General features: G+C 72.2%; 22 protein-coding genes. 10 read left to right on the plus strand and 12 right to left on the minus strand.

Annotated elements, in window-relative coordinates:
- Positions 1 to 7 precede the first annotated feature (7 nt).
- Positions 8 to 2,869, minus strand: a complete 2,862-nt coding sequence (locus tag BX285_RS34670; RefSeq protein ID WP_121179483.1) for a BTAD domain-containing putative transcriptional regulator — start codon at positions 2,867 to 2,869, stop codon at positions 8 to 10.
- Positions 2,870 to 3,041: 172 nt separating this feature from the next.
- Between BX285_RS34670 and BX285_RS34675 the strand changes: the two genes are divergently transcribed.
- Positions 3,042 to 3,557, plus strand: a complete 516-nt coding sequence (locus BX285_RS34675) for a hypothetical protein (RefSeq protein ID WP_121179484.1) — start codon at positions 3,042 to 3,044, stop codon at positions 3,555 to 3,557.
- A gap of 383 nt (positions 3,558 to 3,940) precedes the next feature.
- Entirely contained in the window at positions 3,941 to 5,209 is a 1,269-nt protein-coding gene (locus BX285_RS34680) for a YncE family protein (RefSeq protein WP_121179485.1), read from the plus strand.
- A 210-nt stretch (positions 5,210 to 5,419) separates the two neighbouring features.
- On the opposite strand, the gene BX285_RS34685 is transcribed toward BX285_RS34680, so the two are convergent.
- Complete coding sequence (locus BX285_RS34685) at positions 5,420 to 6,628, minus strand: hypothetical protein (RefSeq protein WP_121179486.1); 1,209 nt, start codon at positions 6,626 to 6,628, stop codon at positions 5,420 to 5,422.
- Between the two features lie 452 nt (positions 6,629 to 7,080).
- On the opposite strand from BX285_RS34685, the gene BX285_RS34690 reads away from it, so the two are divergent.
- Positions 7,081 to 7,566 carry a DUF4395 domain-containing protein gene (locus BX285_RS34690; RefSeq protein WP_121179487.1) on the plus strand — a complete coding sequence of 162 codons (486 nt, stop codon included), beginning with the start codon at positions 7,081 to 7,083 and terminating at the stop codon, positions 7,564 to 7,566.
- A 5-nt stretch (positions 7,567 to 7,571) separates the two neighbouring features.
- Entirely contained in the window at positions 7,572 to 7,991 is a 420-nt protein-coding gene (locus BX285_RS34695; RefSeq protein WP_121179591.1) for a thioredoxin family protein, read from the plus strand.
- A 209-nt stretch (positions 7,992 to 8,200) separates the two neighbouring features.
- Here BX285_RS34695 and BX285_RS34700 read toward each other — a convergent pair whose 3' ends face one another.
- Together BX285_RS34700 and BX285_RS34705 are read right to left on the minus strand one after the other, a co-directional pair.
- Positions 8,201 to 8,905 carry a hypothetical protein gene (locus tag BX285_RS34700; RefSeq protein ID WP_097240934.1) on the minus strand — a complete coding sequence of 235 codons (705 nt, stop codon included), beginning with the start codon at positions 8,903 to 8,905 and terminating at the stop codon, positions 8,201 to 8,203.
- Positions 8,906 to 9,258: 353 nt separating this feature from the next.
- On the minus strand, positions 9,259 to 10,602 hold the full coding sequence (locus BX285_RS34705; protein ID WP_121179488.1) for a M48 family metallopeptidase: 1,344 nt from the start codon (positions 10,600 to 10,602) through the stop codon (positions 9,259 to 9,261).
- Between the two features lie 209 nt (positions 10,603 to 10,811).
- On the opposite strand from BX285_RS34705, the gene BX285_RS34710 reads away from it, so the two are divergent.
- The gene (locus tag BX285_RS34710; protein ID WP_121179489.1) at positions 10,812 to 11,261 is read left to right on the plus strand and encodes a hypothetical protein; all 450 of its coding nucleotides are present in this window, start codon (positions 10,812 to 10,814) and stop codon (positions 11,259 to 11,261) included.
- A gap of 55 nt (positions 11,262 to 11,316) precedes the next feature.
- Here BX285_RS34710 and BX285_RS34715 read toward each other — a convergent pair whose 3' ends face one another.
- Complete coding sequence (locus BX285_RS34715; RefSeq protein ID WP_097240931.1) at positions 11,317 to 12,051, minus strand: L,D-transpeptidase family protein; 735 nt, start codon at positions 12,049 to 12,051, stop codon at positions 11,317 to 11,319.
- Positions 12,052 to 12,436: 385 nt separating this feature from the next.
- Positions 12,437 to 12,742, minus strand: a complete 306-nt coding sequence (locus BX285_RS34720) for a hypothetical protein (protein WP_121179490.1) — start codon at positions 12,740 to 12,742, stop codon at positions 12,437 to 12,439.
- A 574-nt stretch (positions 12,743 to 13,316) separates the two neighbouring features.
- Between BX285_RS34720 and BX285_RS34725 the strand changes: the two genes are divergently transcribed.
- Both BX285_RS34725 and BX285_RS34730 read left to right on the plus strand, forming a co-directional pair.
- Entirely contained in the window at positions 13,317 to 14,486 is a 1,170-nt protein-coding gene (locus tag BX285_RS34725) for a WD40 repeat domain-containing protein (RefSeq protein WP_183107340.1), read from the plus strand.
- A gap of 470 nt (positions 14,487 to 14,956) precedes the next feature.
- Positions 14,957 to 15,424, plus strand: coding sequence for a ricin-type beta-trefoil lectin domain protein (locus BX285_RS34730; RefSeq protein ID WP_121179492.1), 468 nt, complete (start codon positions 14,957 to 14,959; stop codon positions 15,422 to 15,424).
- Between the two features lie 443 nt (positions 15,425 to 15,867).
- Here BX285_RS34730 and BX285_RS34735 read toward each other — a convergent pair whose 3' ends face one another.
- The 6 genes from BX285_RS34735 to BX285_RS34760 all read right to left on the minus strand — a co-directional run bounded on the left by BX285_RS34735 (position 15,868) and on the right by BX285_RS34760 (position 23,513).
- Positions 15,868 to 17,292: an IS1380 family transposase gene (locus tag BX285_RS34735; RefSeq protein ID WP_259470962.1), complete on the minus strand. Its 1,425-nt coding sequence runs from the start codon at positions 17,290 to 17,292 to the stop codon at positions 15,868 to 15,870.
- A 181-nt stretch (positions 17,293 to 17,473) separates the two neighbouring features.
- Positions 17,474 to 17,746 (minus strand): ester cyclase, encoded by a 273-nt coding sequence (locus tag BX285_RS37760; RefSeq protein WP_183107341.1) that lies wholly within the window; start codon positions 17,744 to 17,746, stop codon positions 17,474 to 17,476.
- Positions 17,746 to 19,752, minus strand: coding sequence for a prenyltransferase/squalene oxidase repeat-containing protein (locus tag BX285_RS34745; RefSeq protein ID WP_121179495.1), 2,007 nt, complete (start codon positions 19,750 to 19,752; stop codon positions 17,746 to 17,748). The genes BX285_RS37760 and BX285_RS34745 overlap by 1 nt, the downstream gene beginning before the upstream one ends.
- A 13-nt stretch (positions 19,753 to 19,765) precedes the next feature.
- Entirely contained in the window at positions 19,766 to 21,265 is a 1,500-nt protein-coding gene (locus BX285_RS34750; RefSeq protein WP_121179496.1) for a hypothetical protein, read from the minus strand.
- A gap of 5 nt (positions 21,266 to 21,270) precedes the next feature.
- On the minus strand, positions 21,271 to 21,462 hold the full coding sequence (locus tag BX285_RS34755; RefSeq protein WP_121179497.1) for a hypothetical protein: 192 nt from the start codon (positions 21,460 to 21,462) through the stop codon (positions 21,271 to 21,273).
- A gap of 92 nt (positions 21,463 to 21,554) precedes the next feature.
- A complete protein-coding gene (locus BX285_RS34760; protein WP_183107342.1) occupies positions 21,555 to 23,513 on the minus strand; it encodes a B12-binding domain-containing radical SAM protein in 1,959 nt (652 codons plus the stop codon).
- 311 nt (positions 23,514 to 23,824) lie between these two features.
- Between BX285_RS34760 and BX285_RS37765 the strand changes: the two genes are divergently transcribed.
- From BX285_RS37765 to BX285_RS36985, 3 genes are all read left to right on the plus strand, one after another.
- Positions 23,825 to 23,974, plus strand: a complete 150-nt coding sequence (locus BX285_RS37765; RefSeq protein ID WP_183107343.1) for a hypothetical protein — start codon at positions 23,825 to 23,827, stop codon at positions 23,972 to 23,974.
- Between the two features lie 27 nt (positions 23,975 to 24,001).
- Complete coding sequence (locus tag BX285_RS34765) at positions 24,002 to 24,274, plus strand: hypothetical protein (RefSeq protein ID WP_121179499.1); 273 nt, start codon at positions 24,002 to 24,004, stop codon at positions 24,272 to 24,274.
- Between the two features lie 555 nt (positions 24,275 to 24,829).
- Positions 24,830 to 25,441 (plus strand): hypothetical protein, encoded by a 612-nt coding sequence (locus BX285_RS36985; RefSeq protein ID WP_147465289.1) that lies wholly within the window; start codon positions 24,830 to 24,832, stop codon positions 25,439 to 25,441.
- Positions 25,442 to 25,807 lie beyond the last annotated feature (366 nt).

Below are 25,807 nucleotides of genomic sequence, written 5' to 3' on the forward strand. Positions count from 1 at the left end.
TTACATGTCACGGCTGCCCGGAGAGCGCGGCGGCCGCACCGGTGAACAGCCCGACCATCTCGTCCCAGGCCGTGTGGCCGCTCTCGGTCGGCGGCAGCACCTTCACCAGCTGCTCCATCCGCTCCGCCAGGTCCGGTCCGGCGAAGCGCAGGTAGCGGGCCGGATCGGTGCCGTTCCGCTCGGCGTGGTCGGCGACCGCCGCGTGGAGCCGTGCAGCGGCCTCGGACGCATCGAGTACGGCCAGGGCGAAGACGCCCGCGTACAGCGCCGCGAGTTCTTCGGAGCCGTTCGGTTGGCGTTCGAAGGCGGCCACCGCGCGCACCAGCAGTCCCAGTGCCTGGCGCGCGCGTGCCCGGGGCTGCTCCGGATCGGCGAGCAGGCACCAGGACAGCAGCAGATCGCTGATGCCTTCGCCCGAGGCGAAGCCGCAGTGCGCGGCGATCTCGCGCGCACTGGTCAGGGTGTCGACCACGGCCGCCGTGTCCCCGTCCCGGAAGTGGACCAGGGCGATGCCCCACAGTGCCGACGCTCGCAGGAAACCGGGCGGGTCCCGGCGGTCGCAGGCGGCCTTGAACGCCAGTGCCGCACGGCGCGACGGCTCGCCGGCGCCCGCGCCCGCGTCCGCGTCCGCGCCCGCGTCCGCCAAGGTGTTGCAGCGGCGCAGGTGCGCCTCCAGCAGCAGGCGGTCGTGCGCCGGATCGTCGTCGTCGAGCAGCCCGAGCGCGGCCTCGGCAGCACTCAGCGCGGCTTCGGCGGCACCGACGTGGTTGGAGGTCAGCGACAGCCCGATCAAGGCGGCCGCCCGGTCCTCGACCTGCGCGTCGGGACAGGCGTCGAGCGCCCGTTGCAGCAGCCGCCGCCACTCGGGCACCGGGCCGGCCGACACCCACAGGTAGCGCAGTGCGCCCGTGGTGCGCAGGGCCCGGGCCGGCGCGTGCTCCAGGTCGTGGGCGATGCCGGCCCGGAAGTTGGCGAGCTCACCGGCCAGCGCCTGCACCGCCTCGGTGTACCTGGGCCCGTCGAGCAGCGACGCCTGCTCGGCGACGAAGGACCGGACCCACTCGGCGTGCGCCCGCAGCGTGGCAGCGCGGTCGGTGTCGGCCTCGCGGCAGTACCGGCGGACGGTCTCCAGCAGGCGGTACCGCACGTGCCCCGAAGACACCTCGGCGGTGAGGACGGACCGGTCGACCAGCGCCGCCAGGCCCGCGAACACCGCACCGTCCGCGTCGACCGGGCGCACCGATTCGGCTGCCTGCCAGCTGAATCCGCCGTCGAACGGCCACAGCCGCAGCAGCAGCGCCCGGTCCGTGGCGGGTAGTTGGTCGACGCTCCAGGCGATGGCCGCCACCAGCGAGTCGTGCGGCGAGACCGAGCCGCGCGATGACGTCCCGAGGGCGTCGAACCGCTCGCTCACCTGCGCGGCGATGTCCGCCAGGCCGAACGCCCGGGCCCGCGCAGCGGCCAACTCGATCGCCAGCGGCAGCCCGTCGAGGGCGGTGCAGATGGTGGCGGCCGCAGCGGTGTCCGGTCCGGTGGGCACCCACCCCGCGCGCATCGCGCGGACCCGGTCGAACAGCAACTCGACCGCCGAGCCTTCGCCGCCGGTCGGCAGCGGCGCCAGCGCGATCACCTGCTCGCCGTCCACGCCCAGCGCCTGCCGGCCGGTCGCCAGGATCCGCAGCCGGGGACACCGCGCCAGCAGCGTCGGCACGATGCCGGCGAGCGCGTCGACCAGGTGCTCGCAATTGTCCAGCACCAGCAGCTCGGGCCGATCGCCGAGCAACCGGGCGAGCGCGGTGAACGGGTCACCGGACGTCTGCGTCACGCCGAGGGCGGCGGCGACCGTGGGCGCCACCGCCTCCGCGGAGCGGACGTCGGCCAGCCGCACCAGCCGGGCGTCGGCGCGGTCGGCGGCGTGCTCGACGGCGAGCCGGGTCTTGCCGACCCCCGCCGGTCCGGTGATCGTCACCAGTCGCGACTCGGTGACCGCCGCGTCCAGCAAGGACAGCTCCCGGCGGCGGCCGATCAGCCGCGACAGCGGCCGGGCCACCGTCGGCCGCGGTGGCGGCCGCGGACCGGCGGGCTCCGGTTCGTCCGCCCGTTCCGCTGCCGACGCGATCAGCAGCCCTGGATCGTGCGCAAGCATGCGCTTCTCCAACTCCCTTAGCGCGGCGCCCGGTTCGGCGCCGAGCTCGTCGCGCAGCAGCACTCGCACCCGCCGGAGCTCCGCCAGCGCGTGCCCTTGCCGGCCGGTGCGGTACAGGCCCAGCGCGAGCAGTTCCCAACGCCGCTCGCGGTACGGGGCCTCGACCACCGCCTGGCTCAGCGCCGCGACCGCACGAGCGGTGTCACCGCAGGCCAGCCGCGCGGCCTGTAACTCCTCGACCGCGGTCTCCCGCAACTCCGCCATCCGCGCCCGCAGGCCCGAGACCCAGAGCGACTCACCGAGCTCCGCCCACGGACGGCCCCGCCACAGCGCGAGCGCCGACTCCAACGCCCGCACCGCGGCGGACGGATCCGCCGTCGCCAATGCCTCCGTCCCCTGCGCCACCCACTGCTCGAACCGGGCGTAGTCGGTCGCCTCGGGTGCCAGCGCCAGCCGGTAGCCCTGCGGGGTCGACTGCAAGTACCCCCGTGCCCGCGGGCCCAGCGCGGTCCGCAGCCGGTGCACCGACACCCGGATCGCGTTCATCACCTCGGCGCTCGGCTCGGCGCCCCACACCACCTCGGCCAGCACCGAATGCGACACCGGCGCCCCCGCACCGGCCGCCAGCGCCGCCAGCAGCCGCCGCGGAACCGGCCCTCCGAGTTCCGCCAGGCCACCGTCGATTTCGACCTCGATCGGGCCGAGGATCCGGCAGAAGACCATTCACGCAGCGTACCGGCCGACCACCGGGCGGGAGGCGCATCGGCCGGAACTGCGGCCGGCCGCTGTAAGCCGGTTGAAATCCCGCTCGGTCACGGTACAGAACGCCCCACCCGCTCGGGGCTTCCCGGGCGGTGGTGCACCGCTGCCGTACCTTTCGAAGGAGAACGAACCCATGAGCTGGTCGCGCAAACTCACGCTGGCCGCATCGGCGTTGGCGCTCACCACCGCCCTGGCGGCGACCGTCGCCGCCCCCGCCCAGGCCGGCGCCCAGCGGGCCGCCGCCACCACGGTGGCGCAGCCCGGCATCACCTCGGTCGCCTTCAGCGGAACCGCCGGTCCCTGGGTGGCCTCGCCGACCGTCACCATCACCGGCTCCGGGTTCGGGGCCACCCCGCCCCCGGGCACCCCCAACAACGCCACCAGCTGCGGGACCTACAGCGCGAACGGCTACGCCTACGGCAGCCAGCTCTACTTCACCGACGACAACGACTTCGAAGCCGGTTACAGCAGCAGCAACGGGGCGAACTGCATCGGCATCACCGTCGTCTCCTGGTCGGCCAACCAGGTCGTGCTGCAGTTCGGCAACGCCTACGGCACCTTCGCCCACTGGTACCTCAGCAACGGCGACGGCTACGCCCTCTCGATCAACAACGGGATCTTCGGCGGCACCGTCCAGGGCCTGCACTGACCCTTCCTTTGGCCCCGGGCTTTCACGGGGCGATGGTCTGATCTACTGGCAAAAAACCCAGGAGAGTGCTTCTGACCTGGGACGATTGGGCTTGTCTAGGGTCCGGTCGCCGCAGTGGAGAAGCACTCTCCAGGTGAAGAAACGTAGTGGGTCATATCCGCGCGTGCTGGTGCGGGGCGGTGGTGTCGGTGCCGTGTCGCAGGCCGGGGGTGTGCTGCTGGTGGAGACCGTCCGACGGATCGGCCTGGATTGCGCGCTGTCGGGGGACGAACTCGTCCGCTGCCGACGTCTTGCCAGCGGACCGGACCCCTCCCTACCGTCGAATGGCGCAAGCTGACAGACCGTCTCACAACCCGTCGTGCCACCCCCACGAAGGAGCGACGATGTCCAGGACAGGTCCCCGGCGCCGACTCGGCGTCCGATCCCTCTGCACCCTCGCGGTCGCGTTAGGCCTGCTCGCCCCGGCCGCCGCCACCAGCAGTGCCGCCCCCGGAGCCACCCCGGCGCTACGGGAGGTGATGTTCGTCGGCAACAACTGGGACGGCACCGCCGACGTGATCGAATCCTCCGGCGCCCTCAGCAAGGTCGGACGGATCGACGTCATCCCCGACAAGGACCAGCGGCTCGCCGAGATCTACCTCAACCCCGTCAAGCTCGGCTACTTCCTCGGCATCAGGCTCGGCCCCGGTGAGGGCCACGACCAGTTCGTCGACGACATGTACAGCACGCCGGACGGCACCGCCGTGGTCGTCTCCCGGCCCAGCTTCGCCGACGTGGTCTCCCTCGACCTCGCCACCGGGCGGGTCAACTGGCGCTTCCCCGTTGCGGGTTACCGCGCCGACCACATGGCGCTCTCGCCCGACGGCACCCGGGTGGCGGTCTCCGCCTCCACCGCCAACACCGTGCACGTCCTGGACGTCCGCACCGGCGCCGAACTCGGCTCGTTCCACACCGGGGACAAGCCGCACGAGAACATCTTCACCGACGGCGGCCGGCAGCTGTGGAACATGTCCATCGGCAACGTCGAAACCGCCCTGGACGTGCCCTGGCTGGACTGGACGAAGGGCGACCGGCACATCACCGTCGTCGACGCGGCCACCCTCACCCCGATCCGCGAGATCGACATGCGCAAGCGCCTCGACGACGCCGGCCTCGGCGGCCTCTCCAACGCCGTGCGGCCCGCCGTCTTCTCCCCGGACGGCACCCGGCTCTACTTCCAGGTGTCCTTCTTCAACGGCTTCCTGGAGTACGACGTGGCCGCCGACCGGATCACCCGGGTGAAGACCCTCCCGGTCGACCCGGCCGCCAGTACCGACCGCACCACCTGGCCCAACGACTCCCGCCACCACGGCCTGTCGATGAGCCCGTCGGGCGACCGGATCTGCGTCGCGGGCACCGTGGACGACTACGCGACGGTGGTCGACCGCGCCACCCTCCAGGAGGGGCCGCTGGTGCCCGCGTCCAAACCGTACTGGGCGACGGTGAGCGGGGACGGCAAGTCCTGCCTGATCTCGGAGAGCGGCGCGGACCAGGTCACCGCCATCGACTTCGCGACCGGCCGCAAGACCGTCTCGGTCGCCGTCGGCCGCCACCCCCAGCGCGTCCGCCTCGGCCACGTCCCCACCGGCTGGGCCGGGTCCACGAGGCCGTAGCGCACCGAGCCCGTGGCGGAGCGTCGGCCCTCTTCGGCGTGGCCGGCGTTCGTCCCGGGCCCCGGTGAACTCGGGCAGGGGGCAGGACGTGGAGCGCGTCGGCGATCGCCTCGAAGTCGGGCGGCTCGACCGGACAACCCCCTCCGTAGCCCGAGAATCGCGCGCATCCTCTCACGCGCCGGTGCGGCCCGAACCGTCGACCCACGGAACTCAGCGGCGGGCGGCAACGGCGATCATCGGCTTCAGGACCTCGGCGGCGGGGGTGCCTGCCAGGTAGACGATCAGCTTCTCGCGGTGGCTGGGCGGGATCCCGTGGGTGAGGCCCGCCGCGAGCAGGGCGGCCACGTAGGCCTGCTCCAGGATCGGGCGCGGGAACCGCCGGCGCAGCTCGGCGCGCAGCCGGGCGGCTTCGGCGTGCCGGCCCTTGCGGTCGGCCCTGACGAGGTCGACGGCCAGCCGCACCGCGGGCAGCACCGCGGCCAGCCGGAGCTGTTGCTCCGGGCCGGTGGTGCCCGTGCTGAGGAAGTGCGTCAGATGCGGGCCGAAGCGCCCGGCCAGTTTGCGCAGTTCCCTCGGAGCTGAGGGAAGTTCCGGATCGGGGTTGCCCTGACTGCACCAGTCCAGCCGGACCGTGTCCCGCCAGAACCGCGGCGGATCCTCGAACCACGCCCACCGCACGACGGGGGAGAGTCCGGTCACCGGAAGCCCGGTGGTTCGAAAGCGCTGCGCAGGTCGGACGGCGAACTCGGTGCCGTCGTCGCCGCGGAAGGCCAGGACGAGCTTCCAGGTGCAGCAGGAACTGCGGATCCGCGCGGTGACGATGAAGCGCTGCGACTCGTCCGGGGCCAGCCGCACGTGGGTACGGTCGAGGAAGGGGCGGGCACCGACACGTCCACGAGTGAACTCGTCCACCTCCCAGAGTTCCGGACGTTCCTGGTCGAGGTCGAGTTCCAGCTCCGGTACGCCGCTGACGCCCTGCGGGACCCGGGAGACCAACGCTCCGGTGAGCGGTTCGGCGCGGTCGGTGACCTCGGCCGTCAAGCCGCGCAGGGTGAGGTGAGCGTCGGAGCGGTTGATCACGGTCACGGACAGCTCCGTGGTCGCGAAGTCCACACCCCCGTGCCCGCGTGCCCACTCGGCCACGTCCTCCTCGCCCGGGCGCTGACCCGGCAACAGCGCGGGAGGTACCTCCAACGCCGCTCGCGAGGGGACCACCAGCCACTGGCCGGGCTCGAAGTACTCGACGAGGACGTCCACCGTTCCGGGGCCCGTCGGGCGCACCGGCCGCTCCGCCGGGTGGAGGTGCACGTCTCCGTGCACGCTTCCGGCCTGCAGCACCGAGCCGTTGACGGTCGCCCCGTCGGCGAGGAGGTTCTCCACCGAGGAGGTCGAGGGCGGTTCCGGGTGATCCTGCGGCATGACTCCATGCTCGCAGCCGCGGAGGGGACGCGACGAGCGTTTGCCCGAAACTCCCGCACGGTCAGGGGAGCGGAACGACCTTAGCTGATCAGGAAGTTGGGGGCACTGCAGCGACAGAGGACGGGGCGCGGCAGCGCCGACAGTCAGGGACACGGCAGTACCCCTGCTCTGGCACTGGGGCGACCGGCAGGGCTGTCGGTCGGTGAGTCTTGGCGCTCGCGCCGGGCGGTGCTGCCCGTCGCGGCACGCGGTGGCGCTGCTGGAGGACCGCACCCGGCGTTGTTCCGGCCGTTTGACCCGTGGCTTGCGCGGCTGTTGCAATGGAGCCGTGCCTCACGAGACCTTCCTGGTGACCCGGGACCACATCGACTTCGGTCGAGTGTGGTCCGCTGCGTGTCGTCGTTCCTGACACTCGCCCACCCCCAGGAACCTCGAACCCTCGGAGTCCCGACATGCCTTTCGGCAGTCCCGGTACGTCCCGCACCACCCCCGCACCCGCCGGCATCGATCCCCGCGGCCCGCGTTTCGCCGCGACCCTGACCACCGTGGTCCTCGCTGTCGTCCTGGTGACAGGCAGCGGTGCGCTGCTGGCCGCGCAGGCCGCCGTCTTCGCGCTGGGTGCTCTTCTCGGCCTGCGCTTCTCGCCTTACGGCCTCCTCTACCGGCGGCTGGTGCGCCCGCGCTTGGGTCCGCCGACCGAGCTGGAGAACGAGCGGCCGCCCCGGTTCGCGCAGGCCGTCGGCTTCGCCTTCGCCGTGGTCGGCACCGTCGGCTACCTGTGCGGCGCGTTCTGGCTCGGCGCGGCCGCGACCGCGCTGGCGCTCGCCGCGGCCTTCCTCAACGCGGCCTTCGGCTACTGCCTGGGCTGCGAGTTCTACCTGCTGGCCGTGCGCGGACGCGCCCGGGTGAGCGGCCTTTCGGCGCAGGAGCGTTCATGAGCACGCTGACGGGACTACTGCTCCTGGCCGTGGTCCTGGTCGTGACGACGGCGTTCGGCCTCTTCCGGGCCGCGCGGGACGGCAGGATGAAGCGAGGGAGGGCGGGCGGCGCGCTGCGGCTGACCGGCCCAGACCTCGGCGAGCCGCTGGGCGAGCAGGCGACGCTGGTGCAGTTCTCCACCTCGTTCTGCGCCGCCTGCCCAGGTACGCGCAGGCTGCTCGGCAAAGTGGCGGGGGACCGTCCCGGAGTGCGGCTGGTCGAGATCGACGCCGAGGCACGGCTCGACCTGGTCCGCCGAGTGGACGTGCTGCGGACGCCGACCGTGCTGGTGCTTGACGGGTACGGCCACGTCACCCACCGCTCCGTCGGCGCGCCCAGCCGCGCCGAGGTGCTGGCGGCGCTGGAGCTGGCCACCGCGTCCTGAAGCAGGGACGCCCGCCGCGTCGTGCGAACGGGCTGACGGCGACCTGGCTGGTGCTGTCGACGTAGAAGTCGGGCGCCGTGCGCATCTCCTGGAACAGCCGCGGGATCTCCCAACCGGCGTCCGCGCAGCCGGCGACCGGTCGGACGGTGTCGTTCGGCCCACCCGCTGCCGGCGATCGGCCGAATGCCGAGCGGGCCGGTGCCTCGCCGTCACGGCATGCGCGCGCTGAGGGTGCGTGCAACCTGGCGCAGCACCTTGTCGCTCCAGTTCCGGTCCGCTTTCGGGTATTCCCCCACGCCGTCGGCCGTCGAGGTGCCGCTCACCTCGAATTCGTACGGTCCCTGGTGACAGGTCAGGTTGCCCCTGGCGAGGTCGCCGGCGAAGCAGCCTTGCGGGCCCAGCGAGGTGCCGAGGTCCTCGAACTCCTTGTGATACTTGGTCGCGTCCTCCCGGGCTTGGGCCAGGTCCTTGGTGTAGCTCTTCGCGACGAGCGCGGGATCGGCGACGGCGGTGAAGGTGAGGGTGATGCTGCTGTTGCTGTCGTTCTCGTGCTTGTCGGGCAGGCCGAAGCTGAACTTGCAGCCGGCGTCGGGCACATCGCCGGTCGTGCCGGGGTCTGCCTCGGACAGCGGGTTGAAGTCGATGATGGTGACCTTGACCGGCTTTCGCTTGATGCCGCCGGCCTGCGGCAGGATCGCCTTGATCTCGGCATCGCTCAGCACCTCGCAGCCGTGCGGCCATTGGGCCAGCGCCAGCGAGCGGCCCGTCGGCGGCTGGGCGGCGAGCCGGTTCCCCGACGGCTGCGCGGAGCCGAAGCTCAGGGCGGGCACGTCCTTGCTGCATGCGGCGAGCAGGAGTACCGCGGCCCCGGCCACGGCCGTGGCAGCGGACAGTGCGTGGGTGCGCGTCGTCATTGTTCCCCCCGGAAGTGTGCGTGCGTGTGACTGGCAGGTGCGCCGACGATCAGGACAGGGACGATTTTCCCATTGGGGTGCCCCACCGATCGAGTCGGGTCGGCTGTCGTGCGGGTCGGTCTCGGCCCGTCCCCCCGGGCGCGGGTTGTCGTTGTGAGGGCGGGTGCTGAACGGTCGGTTTCGAGCGGGCGTGCACTCGCACAGGCTTGCTCGCGGGTTTGCCCGGTACCCGGAGGGCGTAGCCCGCGGGCTTGCCCGCCGGAAGTGCGCGAGGTGATGCCTTGGCCCCAGCCGGGGGCGAGCCGCGACGAAGTCCGCCCGTCCGTCAACGACGAGGCTGCCGGCCCGCCTTGTCAGCCGGCCAGCAGACCGGCGGCGATTCGGGCGCGGTGCGGCGCCAGCTCGGTGGCGATCGAGGCGCTCTCGGCGGCGGTGACGGTGACGGCGCCGTCACCGCCGCGGGCGGCCAGGGCGATCCGTAGGTGGGTCGGCGGGTGGGAGCCGTCCACGGCGGACCGGTCACGGGCACTGAGCCGCAGCAGGCGCTCCCGCTCGATGGCGGGGACGGAGGCGAGGTGCTCGCGCACCCGCTCCCAGAGCAGGTCCGGCGCGGGCGGCGCGGGCGCGTCCTCGGTTCGGCGGCTCCGGGCGCGGAAGATCCGGGGCCGCCCGCGCTCCTCGGCCCGGATCTGGTGGATGGCGGTGTCCACCGAGTTGAACAGCAGCAGCGCCGCGAGCATGCCCCGGGCCGCCTTGCCGCCTGCCACCCGGGCGGCGAGTACGTCGGAGTGGTACTCGGCCTGCTGGCCGGCCCGGGAGGTGAGCCGGTCGAACAGCACCAGCCCCTGGTACAGCACCCAGGCGACGCCCCGCAGCACCAGCCGGCCGAACGCCGCGCCGAGCCGCACCAGCAACGAGACCTCGTCGCGGCCCACGACCGGCCCGTCGTGGCCCGGGCGGGCCATGTCGTACCAGGCCCGGAGCGCCGCGACGGCGCTGTACAGCCAGAACGAGCGCCGGCGGTCGCCGTTGACCCGGTGGCCGAACTCGTGGCCGAGCAGGGCTGTCCGCTCCCGGTCGTCCAGCACCTCCCAGAGCGGCAGGCCGAGCCGCAGCACCGACCGGCGGCGCACCCCGACCAGCCCGTACGAGGCGTTGAACTCGTCGGTGACCTGGATGACGTCCACCGGGCGGGCGCCGACCTCGGCGGCCACCCGGTCGGCCAGACCGTACAGGGCCGGCGCCCCGGCGCGGTCGAGCACGCCCGCGTCCTTCGGCAACCGGCCGAGCCGGGGCCGCAGGGTCACCGCGATCACCAGCACCACCGCGCCGACGCAGCGCTGCACGACGGTCCCGGCGATCAGCAGCCACAGTGCCAGGGCGAAGATGCCGACGGTGACGAGGTGGATCAGCCCGGCCGCGGCGGAGGCCAGCAGCCAGTCCCGGCGGGCGGTGGGGGAGTTGCCTCCGGTGGCCTGCTCCTCGTAGAGCCGGTCGGTGCGGGCGATCGCGGCCCGCTCGCGGCGGGTGGGCTCGGGAGCGGCGTCCCCGCCGGGCACGAGGTTCCAGTCGCAGGCCGGGCACCAGAGCAGGAAGCGCGGGTCGTCGGTCAGGGGGGAGACGCAGCGCGGGCACGGCGAACCGTGGACGGGCCTGTCGGCGGACGCCGCGGCGGGCGGCTCGGGGGAGGTCGACACGGTTGATCATGATGGCGGGCCTGGGCGCCGGCGGGTAGGGGGTTATTCGTATCGTGACCACCGGCCGGGGCGATGTTCGACCTGCTGGGCGGTGGGCCCTGTCGGGCTGCGGCGGCCACGTTCGGGAGTCTCGTCGTCGCCGCCTCGGCCGCAGTCCTCGCGCCGCGGATCGGTGCGGAGCCGGTCGGAACAACAACAGGGGGTACAGGATGAGCAAGTGTTCGGCCATCGTGTGGCGTGGTCTCGGGTACGGGCTGGGGGCGGCGGTCGCGCTGGTCTCGGCGGTCACCGTGCTGGTGCTGGTGATCACGCTCACCGGGCAGCCGGCGGCCGGGCCATTCGTCCTGGTGTACTGGCTGCTGTTCTCGGCGTTCGGCGCGGTGACCGCCGCCCTGCCGGGGCTGGCGGTGGGCGCCGTGCTGGCGCGCGCCCAGGAGCGTGACCCAGGGTCGGCGGGGTGTGGCCGGGCGGCCCTGACGGCCGGTGGGACGTACTTCCTGCAGGTCGAAGTGGCGCAGGTCGCCAGCAATTCGCACGGCTGGACCGCCTCGGCCACGCTGGGGAGCGCGGTCGCCGCGCTGATGGCAGCGCTCTGCGCTCGCCGGATCGTCGGCGGGCGGCGCGTGGGCCGGTGCGGCGCACCAGCGGGTGCTTCTTGATCGGCGGTGGTGCCGCGCCGTCGGCGGCGACCGGTGACCGCCCGGCTGCAGGGATCTAGCCGATTGCGATGACGGGGTGTTCGGTGGGGTTGATCCAGCGCAGTGTCCGGGTCATGAAGGCGGCGGGAACGGCGACGCAGCCGGCGGTGGCGTCGGCCCGGGAGCCGAGGTCGTGGAGGAAGATCCCGGCGCCGCGGCCTTTCACGACGGGGGTGGTGTTGAAGTCGATGACCAGGACGTTGTCGTACTGGACGGGGTGGTCGACGAGGTGTTCGCTGCCCAGGGGGCCCTGCTCGGTGAGGTGGAAGCCGCCCTGGGTGTCGGTGCGCATGTGGTTGTAGTGGGCGGAGGAGGGATCCTGGACCCACCAGTCGTGCGCGGTGAGGCGGTGGTAGGGCATCTTCGTGCCCGGGTCGGGGGCGATGCCGAAGGCCTGGGTGAGGGTGTAGGTGCCCGTGGGTGTGGTGCCGCTGCCCTGGACCCGGGTGAGGCCGTCGTGGAGTCCGCCGTACCCGATCCTCGCGTCGGCCGTGGAGACGACGGACCGCCAGACGCCGTCCTGCCTGTCCCACAGGGTCACGGCGGCGCGGGTGCCCTCGGCCCTGACCGTGATGACCTGGCGGGCCCCGCCGAGTGCCACTGGTACGGGGAACGGGTCTTCGGCGGTCTGCGTGCCGTGGGCGGGGACCGCACCGGTCATCGCGGCCGCGATGCCGAGTGCGACGGCCAGCGCCGCGCAACGGCCGGCCGAGCCACGGCGGGTGGCGGGAAGGCTGGGGGAGACGGTCATCGAGGGGCCTTTCCGGTGCGGACGATGGGGTGGGACGGTGTGCGGCGGCCGAAGCCCGCACCGCTGGGCCGACAAACCGTCAGGCCCGTATCCCGCAGCATTCCGCCACCGTGACGTGACCGTCGCCATGTGCTCGGAGGTTCACCCGGTCGCGCGCAACCCCGGGGACAGCAGCCCACCGACGTCAGTCCTGGCACCGCCGGCCACCGGCACCTCGCCGGCCACGACCCGACCACCCGACGCCGGCGCGTGGTCGCCGACTCCCCGGCCCGGGCCGCCCAGCTCCGCCTCCACCTGAGCTGCCGGTGGCCTGGTGGGGCTAAGCTGCCCTGGCGGCGCGAGGCCGGGGGGGGCTTGCGCCGGACGGCAGTTCAGGCAGCGGCGGTCAGTACTCCTCGTCCGGGTAGCCCCAGGTGATGAAGGCCTCCGCGTGCGGGGCGACCTGGGCCACGGCGGTGGCGAAGGAGGTCTCGAAGTACGGCTGCCAGCGCCCGAATCCGCTGATGATGATCGGGTACCTGGCCTCGCCGGTGACGTAGTGCACACCGTTGTCGACGACCGGGCCGTAGCTGATCTGGTCTTCGAAACCCTCGTCGCGCAGCAGGTCGCCGACGGACGCGGCGACCGCCTCGGCCTGCGCGGCGTCGCCGAGCTTGGAGACGGTGAAGTGAAGGTCGATGTTGACGGACATGCCCGCAGGCTACCGGCGCTCGCCGACAGCCCTGCGGGAGCGCCGGGGCCAAGCTGCGGGTACTCCTCGGCCTCGGAGGAGGATCGCAGCCCGATCCGGCGGGCCGCGCGCCGCCTGCCCTGCCGGACCACCGGGTGGGGGCGGCAACCGGGCCGCCATCGCGGCCCGCCGGATCCGGGCCTGGCCCGGTGCGATGTGCTCCACCCGCGCACCCGTGGCCGGTGCCAAGGGCTGCGCTGGACCAGCCCCTGCCGCCTGCCCTACGGTGCCGGATCCACCGTCAGGGCCGTGGCCGGCCCCGCCGTCAGCCCGTCACCCCACCGGCCGGACCATGGACGGTCCGGCACCGGGCTTCCCTGGCAAGTCAGCGTGTTGAGATTGTCGGCGGCCAGGTTCACGATGGAGGGCGGCACCCCGAGGCCGAGATAGCCTGCTGGGTCAACAGCCATACCAGCTCGGGCATTCACGATGTGGCAGGGGCGAGCCCATGGCGCCAGAGGAATCAGAGGGCACTGAGACAGCGGGGACGACCCGCAACGTTATCCAGGGCCACTCTCGAATCCATGGATCCCTCGTGCAGGCGGGCACGATCGAAGGAGGCGTGCACATCCACCCTCCCCAGGCACCGCCCCCCGCGCCGTCGCTTCAGGCTCGCTCCGGGGTGGTGATCCGTGTCGAACGCGACGGTGAGGCTATCGAGTTCTTCGACGCGGCGCTGGCACGCCTGTGGGTCACCGCAGCTCTCGGCCCGCCGCCGGCTCCCGCCCCGCCGGAGCCGGTGCACTGCAACGATGTCCCCGTTACTGAGTGCGCGGCCTCACCAAGACGGGCGCTGAACCTCACCGGCACGGTCTTGAGCGGGCACACTGGGAACGTCACGGCGGTGGCATTCGCACCCGAGGGACGGCTGTTGGCGACCGCCTCCGAGGACGGCACGGCGAGACTGTGGAGGGTGGCCACGGGTTCCCTCGTGGGCGCGCCGCTTGCTGGGCATCGTGACGGCGTACGGGCCGTGGCTTTCTCTCCTGACGGGCGGCTACTGGCGAGCGGAGGCCGGGACCGCACGGTGCGGTTGTGGGACTTGGCGACGGGCGAGCAGATCGGGCAACCGCTCACGGGGCACGCCGGTGCCGTGTGGGACGTCTCCTTCGCCCCCGACGGCACACTGCTGGCGAGTGCCGGGCTGGACCGCACGGTATGCCTGTGGGATCCGAGCACCCGCGCCCTTGTCGGATCTCCGCTCACGGGCCATACCAGCGGGGTCGACGCCGTGACGTTCTCCCCGGATGGACGGCTCCTGGCAACCGGCGGGGAGGATGCGGTGGTGCGTCTGTGGGATCCCTTGAGTGGCCGGCTCGTCGGCGCACCACTGACCGGCCATCGCGGTGCGGTACGTGCAGTGGCCTTCTCTCCTGATGGCGGCCTTCTCGCGACCGGCAGCTGGGACGAGACCGTGCAGGTGTGGGACACCGTCACCTTCCGGCCTGTCGGCAACCCCTTGGTGGGCCACCGCAACGCGGTCAGGGCCGTCGCCTTCTCCGGTGACGGCAGACTGCTCGCGAGCGCGAGCATGGACCGCACGGTACGCCTATGGGATCCGGCCAGCGGCCTTTCCCTCGGGTCTCCACTCGCGGGTTTCGTCAACGGCCTCAAAACGGCAGCGTTCGCTCCCAACGAGCCATTGCTGGCGAGTGCTGATGGAAGCACGGTCCGGCTCTGGCGCGCATCGACGGAGCGAGCATAGGTTCAGCGCGGCGGCGATCGGCTGACCCGGTCTCATGATCTGTCGACTCGACTCCTGATGGGCCGGACCGCGCCAGCGGTCCCGACCCGCCCAGAACACTCGCCACCCGGCACCTCTCCTGCAGCGCTCAACACACTGACGCTATAGGGAACTGTCCAGTCGCCGTCGAGGAGGTGAGCCGGTGCCCGTGCCGGGCGAACAACGAGCGGCGGCGGGGGCAAGGACGAGCTGTACTCGGACGCCAACCCGCCCTACAGCCCACTGAAGCTCGGCTCGGCGGAGGACGACGAGTCCGGGTCGGAGCTTCCGCTCGGGGCATCCATTCCCCGTTCGGATGAATGCGTAGAGCTCGGCTTCTGGTGCGGTGCCGATGGGTGATAAAAATCCTCTGCACGCTCGAATCCGACGGCTAATCAGTATCATGATCGTGCACGAATCATACGTGTTGCATCGAGAACGGATTTATTCTCATGGCATTCGCCCTGCGCAAGACGCTCGCCCTCACCGCACTGGCGCTGACCGCCTCCTTCGTCCCGGCCGGGAACGCCGCGGCCGTGCCGACGCTGCACCCGGGCGTCTACTGCCTGGCCGACGCCTGGGGCACGCCGAACGTCGGCACCAAGCCGTGCGACGCAGGAGACCAGGGCCAGCACTGGGCCGTAACGGGCGACCAGATCGCCCTGGCCAACGCCCGGGCCTACTGTCTCGCCAACCCCTGGGGCACCCAGAGCATCGGCACCAAGGCGTGTGACGGCCGTGACCCGGGCCAGTACTGGAGCGTCCAGGGCGACAGGATCTTCCTCACCAACGCCCCGGCCTACTGCCTCGCCAACGCCTACGGCACGCCGAACGTCGGCACCAAGCCGTGCGACGCGAACGACCCCGGCCAGCACTGGGTGGTCTTCGGCGACCAGATCAGCCTGGCGTACGCCGGATGATCCCTCCCGCTGCCCGGGACCGGTCCGTCCGGTCCCGGGCAACGGGCTGCTGGCTGCGGTGAGGAATTGCAGAATTGTGCGCTCGGAAGAATTCCCTGTTTCAGAACAGGGGGATCGGCTGCATTAATTCAGGTGTGCGGTTGCTGTCGCGCGTGCGAGCATGGGCGGGTAATTGACGACGAGCAACTGTGCGCCACCGATTCTCCGGACCGGCGACTGTTGAAAGTGAGCACGGCCTGGCACCCAGGCAAGGCCCTTGTCGCCGGCGATGCCACAGACAGCCTCGATTCGTCAGCGGTGAGCGGTTGCTGATCTGATCGGCGGGCTGCCCGTAATGTCCCCGCGTCGTTCGGGGCGGGCCGTCGCATGTCGCTGCGGGGACGCCGGGTTCCACCAGCCCGGACCTGCGGTTCCTTCCTGCTCGTCGGAGTCGGGGCCGGGTGTCAGGTGGCGGCTGGAAGGTGCGTGAGCCGCTGCCAGGCCAGGACGAACGCGTCGGCCCAGGGCCAGGTGTGGTCGATCCGCAGCCACCGGCGGCGGGCATGGGCCGCAAGGCGGGCGGGCAGGTGGTAGAGGCGGTAGCGCATGGTGTCCGGCTCGGCGCGCTCCAGCTGGGGCTGGTCGTGCACGGACAGCAGCCGGACCCAGCAGTCCAGGTCGTGGGCGAGGTTCGCGGTGAGCATCCAGCCGCGGTTGATGGTCCAGTCCTGGCTGGGCAGGTTGCGCAGGCCCATGGCCTTGTCGGTGCGGACCCGGTCTTCGACGGTGGCGTGGGCGCGGGCGAGTGCGTCGAGCCACTGCGCCTGGTGGGAGCCAGCGATGCCCCACATGTGGCGGATGTTGGTTGCGGTGACCGAGTAGCGCCAGCCCGTCCGCTGCTCGAACGCGGTGAGCTTTGCCAGCTGGCGCCCGGACGGGCGGACCCGGCGCACGATGAGCCGCATCCCGGCCGGCCAGCCCTCACGCGTGTTCAGGTCGGTCAACTCCGCGCAGTGGTAGCCGTCCTGGACATTGCCGTCCTGTCGCAGCGAGTCCTCCCATGCTCCCTCGGGAACGAGTGCGATCGCCTGCTCGTCGGCGTCGGTCAGCTTCCAGCCCACCGTGTAGCGCACCGTTCGCCGGGCGGTGTTCAGTGCTTCGAGGTGCTCCAGCAGGTCGTGGGTGGCCCCGGCGCCGTCGACGCGGACCAGGATCTTGGCCTGGGAGGAACCAGGGACCTGTCCGAGCGCCTCGGTCAGCACGGTGATGTGGTCGGCGACCGTGTTCGCGCCCGCGTTCCCGCTTCGCAGCAGCATGGCCAGGGACTCCTGGGTGTTCGCGCACCAGGCCGCGAGCGGGTGGAAGCCCCAGGTCTTCTTGAACGTGGCCGCCGTCCCCTGCTTCTTGGACGCCGCGGTGATGACGGTGGCGTCCAGGTCGATGACGATCCACCCGGCAAGTCGCTTGCCCGCCACGGTCAACCAGGGGAAGCCGCCCGGCCGCAGGTGCAGCAGTCCCCACACGTGCCGGCGGACCCGTGCCCGGACCCGGGCGACGCGCGCGAGCGTCGGGGCGTCCAGGGCGAACAGGGTGCGACGGGCGGTGGAGTCCGAGGCGGCGGCTCCGAAGAGCGCCGTCTGGTGGCGCTGGAGCTGTTCGGCCTCGGACAGGTTCGTCGCACCGAGCGTGATCACGCATGCCAGGCCCACCACCACCTCCGCGCGGTCCCGCCAGGTGCCCACGCCATCGGGCAACACGCGGCCCAGCCCCGTGGTCAGCCCGAGCCGGTCCGCGCACGCCCGCAGGAGCACCGCCCCCGCGTGTCCGATCAGACCTTTCCCGTCGGCGGCCACGGACAGCCGCCGGTCCCACCCTGTACGCTCTGCCACCAGAATGGTGCCCCTGATCCCCGCACGGATATGTCGTCGCAATCGCATCCTCACAGGTCACGGGCACCTTTTGCTAACCCGGCATCAGGTCACCCCAGTTGCTGATTATCCAGGGTGGGCATCAAACAGATGGCGGCTCCGGCGGAGTTCCCGCCGGAGCCGCTCGTCTGCCGCCCGGTGCCTACCGGGCGCCGGAGGGTGCGGTGATCGCGCTCGTGACGATCGTCATCGTGGCCGGCGCTCCGGTTGGGGAGTAACCGTCCACCTCGCCGCTGTGCGTACCGCGGACCGACCAGACGAAGGCGACGCCGCCCTTGTCGTCCTCGATGCGCTGCTGCAGGGCGAACTTGGCGTCCGGGAAGGCGGTGCGGATCTTGGCGATGAGCTGGCGCGTCTCGTGCGGGCCCGTGGCGCGGTACCGCCGGGGCACGTTCATCTGTCCTTCGGTTGCCATCACAGGTCTCCTGTCGGGAGTTCGGGTACCGCATCGCTGGTCAGTGATGCGGTGTGCAGGGCGCGAAGCGCCGTTGCTGTGGTGAACAGCCGCCGCCAGTCCTCGACGACCACGTCGAGACCAGCGATCGATTCCGTCCACGAGGTCTGTTTCCAGGGGTCCGCCAGCTGCGGACGGGGCACCCGCAGGATCGGTTCGACGGGCCAACTGCCGTCGGGCCGTTGGTGGTTCAGAAGCCATCGGGTGCCGCGGGCGAAGGCTGCGGCGAGGGCCACAGCGTCACCCCGGGGAGGCGCCGTGCCCAGTTCGCACAGCGCCTGGACGGCCAGCGCGGTGTCGAAGGCGCCGGATGAGCGGTTCGGTGCGCCGGCCCAGCCTCCGTCGGGGCGCTGACTGTGCAGCAGCCACGCGGTGGCCCGCGCCCGGCCCGGTGCGGCACCGGGCAGGTCGACGCGGCGGCCCAGCTCCCCGATCGCCTGCACCGCACGGCAGGTGCTGTACAGCCGGCTCGTCCACCAGTAGGCCTCCCAGTGGCCCTCCGGGCGCTGGTGGTCCAGGAGCCAGCGCGCGGCCCGCAGTGCTCCGCGCCTCTCCCGGGCGCCGTCCAGGCCGGCCAGCAGCAGCGCGGCTACCGCCGTCACGCAGGGATGCGAGGAGGTCCACCCGCGCAGGTCGCCAGCGTCCGAGCGGAACCGTACGAGCCAGGGCTCCGGGTCCACTATGGTGGCGAACCCACCGTCGGGCCGCTGCGCCGACAGCAGCCAGTCCAGCGCCGGCGCCCACCGTTGCGGCTCGGGCGCGCCGTGCCGGGTCAGGAACAGCAGGGCGTTCGCCGTGGAGTCGACGTCCACGGGCCACTGGCCGTTGTACCCCCACCCCCCACCGGGCTCCCGGTGGGCGACGAGCCAGTCGGCCGCAGCGGCCAGGGAGCCCGCGGCCGTGCCGGTGGCCGCCAGGTTCCAGCCGACGTAGCCGGTGACCCAAGAGGTGCTCTGCTGGCCCAGCAGCAGAAAGTCGCCCCAGCGGCCGGCCGGTTCCTGCTCCCGCCGAAGATAGCGGGCTGCGGCCGCCGAGGCATTGGCCAGGGCAGCCGGCGTGGCCGAGTCGGCCGGGGTGACAGGGGCAGCACCTCCCCGGGTCGGCGGGCGGCTCTGGCTCGCGGCGCCGCGCGCTCGGGCCAGCCCGTCCCGGCGGATCCGGCCGAGGTCCGTGCACAGCCCCCGCACGTCTCTGAGGAGGCCGACAAGCCGCTGCACCCACGCTCCGGGCGGCAGGTCGGTCACCGCGGCCAGGGCGCGGCACAGCTGCTCGGAGGCGGCGCCGAGGGTGTGCTCGGCGAGTCCCCCGTAGTAGAAGCGGCGGGCCGCGTCGGCGACCAGCGCGGCGCGGTCGGCACCCGTGGGCGCCGGTGGGGCGTCCAGCTCCGCGAGCAGCCGGGAGACGAGCTGCGAGGGGTGGCCTTGCAGGAAGTCCTCCTTCCAGCCGAAGCATTCCTGGTAGAAAGTCAGCCCGGCGTACAGGTGGCTCTGCGACTCCGTCACCGGTCGGACGGGCTCCGGCGACCGGGCCAGGGCGGCGAAGGCTTCGGTGGTCGTGTGGGCGAGGACCGCGCCGGCCGCGGCCGGGGCCGAGAGCTGGCGATGCCTGGTGGCCAGCGACTGCCAAAACGGCGTCCCGGCCGGCAGGTCGCCCCGCAGCTGCCGGGTGGCGAACTGCTGCAGCCACGCACAGTCACGGTCGGCCCGGTCGGGCTCGTACCGGCCCCGGCTCTGCTGGTACCGCAGGAACCGGGCCGTCCCGTCCGCGCGCGCGGCCAGCGCCACCCGCCGGGCCGCACCCATTGGCACAGTGGCGAAGTACTCGTACAGCAGGAACGGGAAGTGGTCGAACAGCGCCCCTGCGACCGGCAGCGGCTCCCGCGTCCGGCCCTCGCAGCCGGGTCGGGCCAGCCACTGCTCCGCGAACGCCTGGTCCGTGTACTGAGCCTCCATCAGCAACAGGGTCATGGTCAGCCTCGTCCTACGCCACGGAGTGGGCGCGGTAGTCGCGCAGCAGCGCGTCCATGGTGGGTGCGGCCCCCGGCGGGTACTCCTGCGCGCACTGGGCGACCAGCCGGTGGCCGAGGTACCGGCCGACCGCTGGTGGTACCCAGCCCGGCACGGTGCCGGGCGTGCCGGGGCGGTCCGGGTGCCACGGCTCGGGCGGCTCGTCGAGGCCGAGCGTGAGCAGGCCGTCAAGCCACGGGCTGTGCTGGTCAAGCCAGTCCAGCTCGGCCGCCGAGACGCCGAGGTGCTCGGTCAGGCCGTGCTGTGGAAAGGCCCGGCGCGAGGCGGCGATCGCCAGGCCCACCTGACACAGGGCTTCGCCCGTGGTCCGTGCCGGACTGGCGGCGTCGAGCGTCCGGAGCTGTTCCGCCAGGAGCGCTGGCCGGGGTGCGCGCGGCACCCGGCGGGCATCGAGCCAGGGCCGCCAGGACGGAGCCACCGGAGTCGCCAGCGTCCGCGGATCGCCCCGCCACCCAGCGGGTTCGGCCGGGGCACCGAGGGGAGCCGCCGCGGCGCCCGGCTGCCGGGCCAGCGGACCAAGGCCGAGGGCGGGGCCGTCGATCCGTTCCCGGGTGGTCCGGATGGCGGCGTGCCAGCTGCCGTCGGTGATCCGGTCGACCGCACCCGCGGCCCGGTCCAGATAGCCGAGCGCCAGGGCGCGGACTTCCTCGACCACACCCTGCCGGGCAAGCAACTCCGCCACCTCGGGCACGGACGGACGGCCGCCCGACTCGACCCGCCGCTGCCAGCCGGCCCGCAGGAACGCCAGGGTGAGGGGATATGAATAGTGCCCGCGCTCGTAGTCGATCCGCCAGTCGGCGAGGTCGTCGGCGAGCTGGAACGCCACGTAGTAGGAGTCGTGCGAGGCCTCCAGCCAGGCCAGCGGCCGCTCGTCCCTGCCGAGCACGGCGAGCGCCGCCAGACACGCCTTCGCGATCGCGGACTTGCCCGAGTAGACGAGCTCCAGCTCACCCCGAGGGTATGGATGGAGCAGGCCGCGGTGCCGGGCCTCCTCGCGCAGCACCGCCTGGCAGAAGTGCTCGAAGTAGCGGTCGAAGTGGCTCCAGAACGGGCTTGCGGGTGGCAGCAGCGCGTACAGCCCGTGCAGGGCCTCGCGGTGCAGCACGCTGCCGAGCAGCAGGCTTCCCCCGCTGCAGGAGGACGGGCGGTCCAGGACCTCGTCCAGGGTCAGCACGTAGTCGAAGAGGTGGGAGCCGCTGACGGACAGCGCCCGCAGCTGTGCCAGCGACACGTCCGGGAAGGACGTGTAGAACAGCAGCGGGTAGGTGTAGAAGACCCGGGGGTCAACACCGGTGGCGATGCGTCGCTCGGACGGCAGGCCGGCGGTCGCCGGCAGGCCGTCCACCTGCAGCAGGCCGGCGACCCGGCGGCGCAGTGGCCGACGGGCCTCCTCCACGAGGGCGCTGTCGCCCCGCCAGCCCTGGTGCCGTTCGACCCGGGCGCCGCGGTTCATGTCGGCTACCACGAACCCGAGACGGTCACGAAGACGGAGCTTTCCTGTCCGCCTGCCGCCTCCAACCGCGACTCCAGCTCGACGAGCCCCAGCTCGTCGAACGGCAGCTCCTCAAACGGCAGCTCCTCAAACGCCAGCTCCTCGAACGGCAGGTTGCCGACGGGTCCGGTCCGCTCCGATGCCAGGTCTTCGGCCATGGTAGTGCTCCTTCGTCTCGGTGTGCACGACTTCGTGTCTCCGCGTGCACGGCTTCGTCTTCGTCACGCCTGGCAGAGCCCGGACGGCCCAGTCACCCGGTGGCGGCGGTGGCAGCCTCCTGCCGTAGCCCCAACACCGTCAGGTGCCGCTCGGTCAGATGGTGTTTCGCGGCGAAGGCGCGCCGCTGCGAGGTGTTGCGGATGATCAACTCGGGCCGGGACAGTAGTTGTCGGACCGGGTCGCGGATCTCCAGCCGGTCCCCAGGCCGGACCAGCGCGTCGGGGCTGCGGGGTACGGAAACCTCCAGGACGGCGTAGCCGCGCCCTCGGGGTGCCGTGAGGCTCACGAACAGCAGGTCAGACGCTACGTGCTCCACGTCGAGGCCGCCACCGGTGCGCAGCGAGGCGGTCAGCGCCCGGACGTCGCAGTCGAAGGCGCGGAATACCGGCCGGTCCCCGGTCGGCCGCCGCTGGAGGGTGTACCGCACCTCGGTGTACGCCATGAGGTCGCGCACGACCGGTGCGGCCGGGCCGAGGGACGCCAGGACCTCGACCTCCAGGTACCGGCACAGGTCCGGGACGAACGCGGAGAGGTAGTAGTCCGGCTGGAGCTTCTCCGGGCCGACGTGCCGGCGCTGCCAGCTCGTCCAGTCGGTCAGTACCTGCCGCAGGTCGGCACCGGACTGGCGCAGCGCGATGAACAGCGTCGGGCAGGTGTACGTGATCGCGGAGATCGCCTTGGCGAGCTCGCGGTCGAGGTGCGGCGTCGGGATGTGGTAAAAGCTCGGGAAGATGTCGCGGTGACGGGTGACCGTCGCGATCTCCTCTTCGTCCAGCAGGAAGAGGGAGATGTCGGAGCTGTGCCCGTCGAATTGCAGGTCGTCGCGGTGCGACTCGTACAGCGGGCTGCCCACCAGCGGCGCGAGCAGGTGCATCTGCGCATGGGTGTCCGGGGAGAGCTGCAGGATGTCCAGCGCGAGGTCGAGGGAGGCGACGGCGTCGTCGACGGTCTCCTCGGGGAAGCCGACGATCATGGAGCCGGTGCAGGTGATCCCCCGTTCGGTGCCGGACCGGATGACCGGCAGCACATGGTCGATGCGCAGCCTCTTGCGTACTAGCGGCTGCATCCGCTGCGACCCGGTCTCGACCCCGAAGAACATCCCTCGGCAGCCCGCGGCGGCCATGGTGGCGAGCAGGTCGTCGTCCACCCGGTCGGTACGCGCGCTGCACGCCCACTCGAACCCGTACCCGCCGTCGACCAGGGCGGCACAGAACGCCCGGACCCACCGCTGGTCGACGGTCAGCATGTCGTGCACCAGGTCGAAGCGGGTGAGTCCCCAGGTGTCCCGCAGATGCCGCATCTCGGCGATCAGCCGGGTCGGCGACTTGATCCGGTAGTCCCGGTTGAAGAACACGTTTGTCGAGCAGAACGTACACCCGTAGGGGCAGCCCCGCCCCGCCTCCACCGGCGCGAAGCCCACAGGGATCCGGTCGAAGGGGTACAGGTCGTAGGCAGGGAAGGGCAGTTCGTCCAGGTCCTGCAGCAGTGGGGCGGCGGGTTCGCGCACCAGGGCGCAATCTGCGCCCCGCCAGGTGGTGCCAGCGACGCCGGCCAGATCGCCCCCCGCCGCCCACCGGTCGAGCACCTGGACCAAGGACCGGTCCGCTTCGTTGCGCACGATCGCGTCGATCCAGCCGAATTCTCGCAGGGTCGCCACGTCCACCACCGAGGCTTGCGGTCCGCCGAGCAGGATCCGGACGGTGGGATCCAGCTCACGGCACCACCGGGCCAGCGTCAGCGTCTGCGGATAGGAGTTGCACATTGTGGTGAGGCCGACGACCTCGGGCCCGGACGCGCAGATGAGCTCCGCCACCTGCCGGTGGAAGTCGGGCCCGTCGGTCACCCGGCCCTCCGTCAGGGCGAGCGTGGGATCCATCACCACCGGATCGTGGCCGCTGCGCCGCGCGACCGCGGCCAGACCCAGTAGGTTCAACGGCACATAGGGCGAAGGGATCTTGCCGAACTGCCAGTCGGCGTTGAAACACGTCACCAGAGCCAGTCGCATTGTCGGCCCACACCCTGTTCCGGCTCGAGAGATCGTCTTTGAAGTCGCGTCGTCGACAGCACGTCGAAGACTCGTCTACGCCATCTACGGACGGCTTTCGGGGCGCCACGCCGCCCGTACCGCCGAAGGTGTCTCGCCCGTTCGGTCGAGCAACGCGGCTGTGCGGTCGGTGGAGGTCCCGAGACGACGTGAACGTGGCCTGCTTCCAAGGGCCCGGTTCATCGACCTGGCGACCGGGTTCGCCGACTCGGCTGGCGAGGGAGACGTTCGAGCTGGCCGGCTCAACGGTGCCGGGCGTGGCGACGTTCGTGGATCGCGAGCTCGCGCAGCGCTGGCACAGCTACCACAAGTCGCGCGGTGCTGGGCTGCTGTCGAGCGAGGAGAACCGCCGGCGTCCGCGTTTCTGGCTGCTGTCTGTGCGGGGCCTCACGGCCAGCTGGCCGTGAGGCGCTGGTGCCGAGGAGGGTACGCAGATGCGGGGCCAGATCGCAGTGGTCCTGCCGGGGGCTGGCCAGGGCCCGGTAGGCGGCCCAGACGGCGTGGGCGGCGGGGCCCGGTTCGGCTTCGTCGAGGTGGTGCCACCGGGCCTGATACAGGTGCCGGGAGGCGGCGAGGACGGCGCCGGCGGCGTCGCGTACGGCGGCCTGCTCATCCTCGCGCAGCAGGGGCTCGCATCGCGGGACGCGGACGGTGGGACCGATCGCGAGGTAGGCCCGCCCGCCGACGAAGAAGTGCAGATCCCGTAGCTGTTCAAGGGTCGGCAGGATGGGTGTGCTCACGAGCTGGCACGCTAACTGCCCTACCAAGACCCCTCCACCCGGGGCCCAACCACCGCTGCTCCGCTGCGGCGTACTGCCGCAGCGCCGCCCACGCAAACCTGGAACGCCGCGTAACCTCTACCGGCAGCGCTCCCACCGCCCGCCTACGGGCCTTGGGGAAGGCGGTGCGCCGGTCAGACGCCCGCAGACGGCCCGGGCGCGGTCATCCTTCTTCAGCCTCAGCCCGGGGCCTGTGCGGGGCGAAGAGGGCCTGCGGCTTCGGTGGCGGCGGCCGCGAGCCGGTCGAGGGGGCCTCGGGGCTTCCGGCCCCTGGGCTTCCCGGCCGGGGCTTTGCGCCCGCGCGCTCCGGGCTTCTGGCCTGACTGACGGCCCGGGGTTCGCGCGCTCGGCCGTCCGGCATGACACGCAATCGGCACCTGACCCGCGCCCGACCCCCACCCGCATCTGCACCCGACCCACCACACCCGAACCCGCAGTGCATCACGTCTGCGTCCGCACCTGCATCAAAGGACGGCTCCGCATATGAGCGACACCGCCAGCACCCCCCGGACACCAGCCCAGCGCCACGTCGGCCGGCCGCGGCCCGACCACATCCTGTACGCGCCGCTGCGCCGCCTGCTGCCCGGCGACGTGACCGTCCACAACGACGGCAGCGAGTCCGTCATCATCGCCAACAAGCGCCTCCCCCAAGGCGAATACCTGTACGCCACCCGCACCCTGCGCCCACCCGCCCAGGAGGCCCGCCCGCGCCCCGCCGAGTATTGGCTGGCGCAAGCTGGACGCCGGGCGGATCGCCGTGATCGCGCTGGCCCACCTGCGCAACGACGAGCGGCTGGCCGAACACGGCGTCTGGTGAGCGAGGAGGCCCTCGGCATCGGACAGGTTGGTCGCGCCCAGCACGATCGCGCAGGCCGGTGCGACGACGACCGTGCCTCGCTCCCGCCACGAGCCACCGACACCGCGCGGCAGCACCCGGTCCAGCGCAGCCGTCAGCCCAGTCCGGTCCGCGCATCGGCGCAGCAGCACCGACCCCGCGTGCCCGACAAGCCCTTGCCGTCGGCCTTCACCGACAGCCGTTCGTCCCACCCGGTAGCCTTCACCCAGAAGGTGCCCCTGCTTCTGCGCTGGATATGACTTCGACACTCACATCCTTGCAGGACATGGGGCACCTTTTGCTGCTCCAGCGTCAGATCACCTCACGCCGCTGAATATCCCGGGACAGGCCTGCCGGCCTGGGTTGGGCCCCGCCCACCGAACCTCGCTGCGCGTCGACGCCCTCGCTTCCCTCGGCCTCTCAGGGCACCGCCGGCCCGCGCAGGTGCCCACGCCCCTGGTGAAAGCCTGCCCAGGGCATCCGCCGCTCCGGCAGCCCCTGCTGGACCTGCCACCAGGAACACACCGAGCGCCTGGAGCAGGAGGCCGTAGGGAGTTACTGGACATTGCCGGCCCGTCAAGGTCGAAGGTGGTCAGCCGGGCCGGTGGGAGTTTTGGCGGACGAGG

This window comes from Streptomyces sp. 1114.5, from assembly GCF_003635085.1.
Lineage (GTDB): Bacteria > Actinomycetota > Actinomycetes > Streptomycetales > Streptomycetaceae > Kitasatospora.

Bases quoted from the DNA above. Each gene is read 5' to 3' on its own strand.
- BX285_RS34765 (WP_121179499.1), top strand. From the start codon at position 24,002: ATGCGGGGCCAGATCGCAGTGGTCCTGCCGGGGGCTGGCCAGGGCCCG.
- BX285_RS34710 (WP_121179489.1), top strand. From the start codon at position 10,812: ATGAGCAAGTGTTCGGCCATCGTGTGGCGTGGTCTCGGGTACGGGCTG.
- BX285_RS34675 (WP_121179484.1), top strand. From the start codon at position 3,042: ATGAGCTGGTCGCGCAAACTCACGCTGGCCGCATCGGCGTTGGCGCTC.
- BX285_RS36985 (WP_147465289.1), top strand. From the start codon at position 24,830: ATGAGCGACACCGCCAGCACCCCCCGGACACCAGCCCAGCGCCACGTC.
- BX285_RS34720 (WP_121179490.1), bottom strand. From the start codon at position 12,742: ATGTCCGTCAACATCGACCTTCACTTCACCGTCTCCAAGCTCGGCGAC.
- BX285_RS34690 (WP_121179487.1), top strand. From the start codon at position 7,081: ATGCCTTTCGGCAGTCCCGGTACGTCCCGCACCACCCCCGCACCCGCC.
- BX285_RS34685 (WP_121179486.1), bottom strand. From the start codon at position 6,628: ATGCCGCAGGATCACCCGGAACCGCCCTCGACCTCCTCGGTGGAGAAC.
- BX285_RS34730 (WP_121179492.1), top strand. From the start codon at position 14,957: ATGGCATTCGCCCTGCGCAAGACGCTCGCCCTCACCGCACTGGCGCTG.
- BX285_RS34670 (WP_121179483.1), bottom strand. From the start codon at position 2,869: ATGGTCTTCTGCCGGATCCTCGGCCCGATCGAGGTCGAAATCGACGGT.
- BX285_RS34755 (WP_121179497.1), bottom strand. From the start codon at position 21,462: ATGGCCGAAGACCTGGCATCGGAGCGGACCGGACCCGTCGGCAACCTG.
- BX285_RS37760 (WP_183107341.1), bottom strand. From the start codon at position 17,746: ATGGCAACCGAAGGACAGATGAACGTGCCCCGGCGGTACCGCGCCACG.
- BX285_RS34715 (WP_097240931.1), bottom strand. From the start codon at position 12,051: ATGACCGTCTCCCCCAGCCTTCCCGCCACCCGCCGTGGCTCGGCCGGC.
- BX285_RS34750 (WP_121179496.1), bottom strand. From the start codon at position 21,265: ATGAACCGCGGCGCCCGGGTCGAACGGCACCAGGGCTGGCGGGGCGAC.
- BX285_RS34745 (WP_121179495.1), bottom strand. From the start codon at position 19,752: ATGACCCTGTTGCTGATGGAGGCTCAGTACACGGACCAGGCGTTCGCG.
- BX285_RS34700 (WP_097240934.1), bottom strand. From the start codon at position 8,905: ATGACGACGCGCACCCACGCACTGTCCGCTGCCACGGCCGTGGCCGGG.
- BX285_RS34680 (WP_121179485.1), top strand. From the start codon at position 3,941: ATGTCCAGGACAGGTCCCCGGCGCCGACTCGGCGTCCGATCCCTCTGC.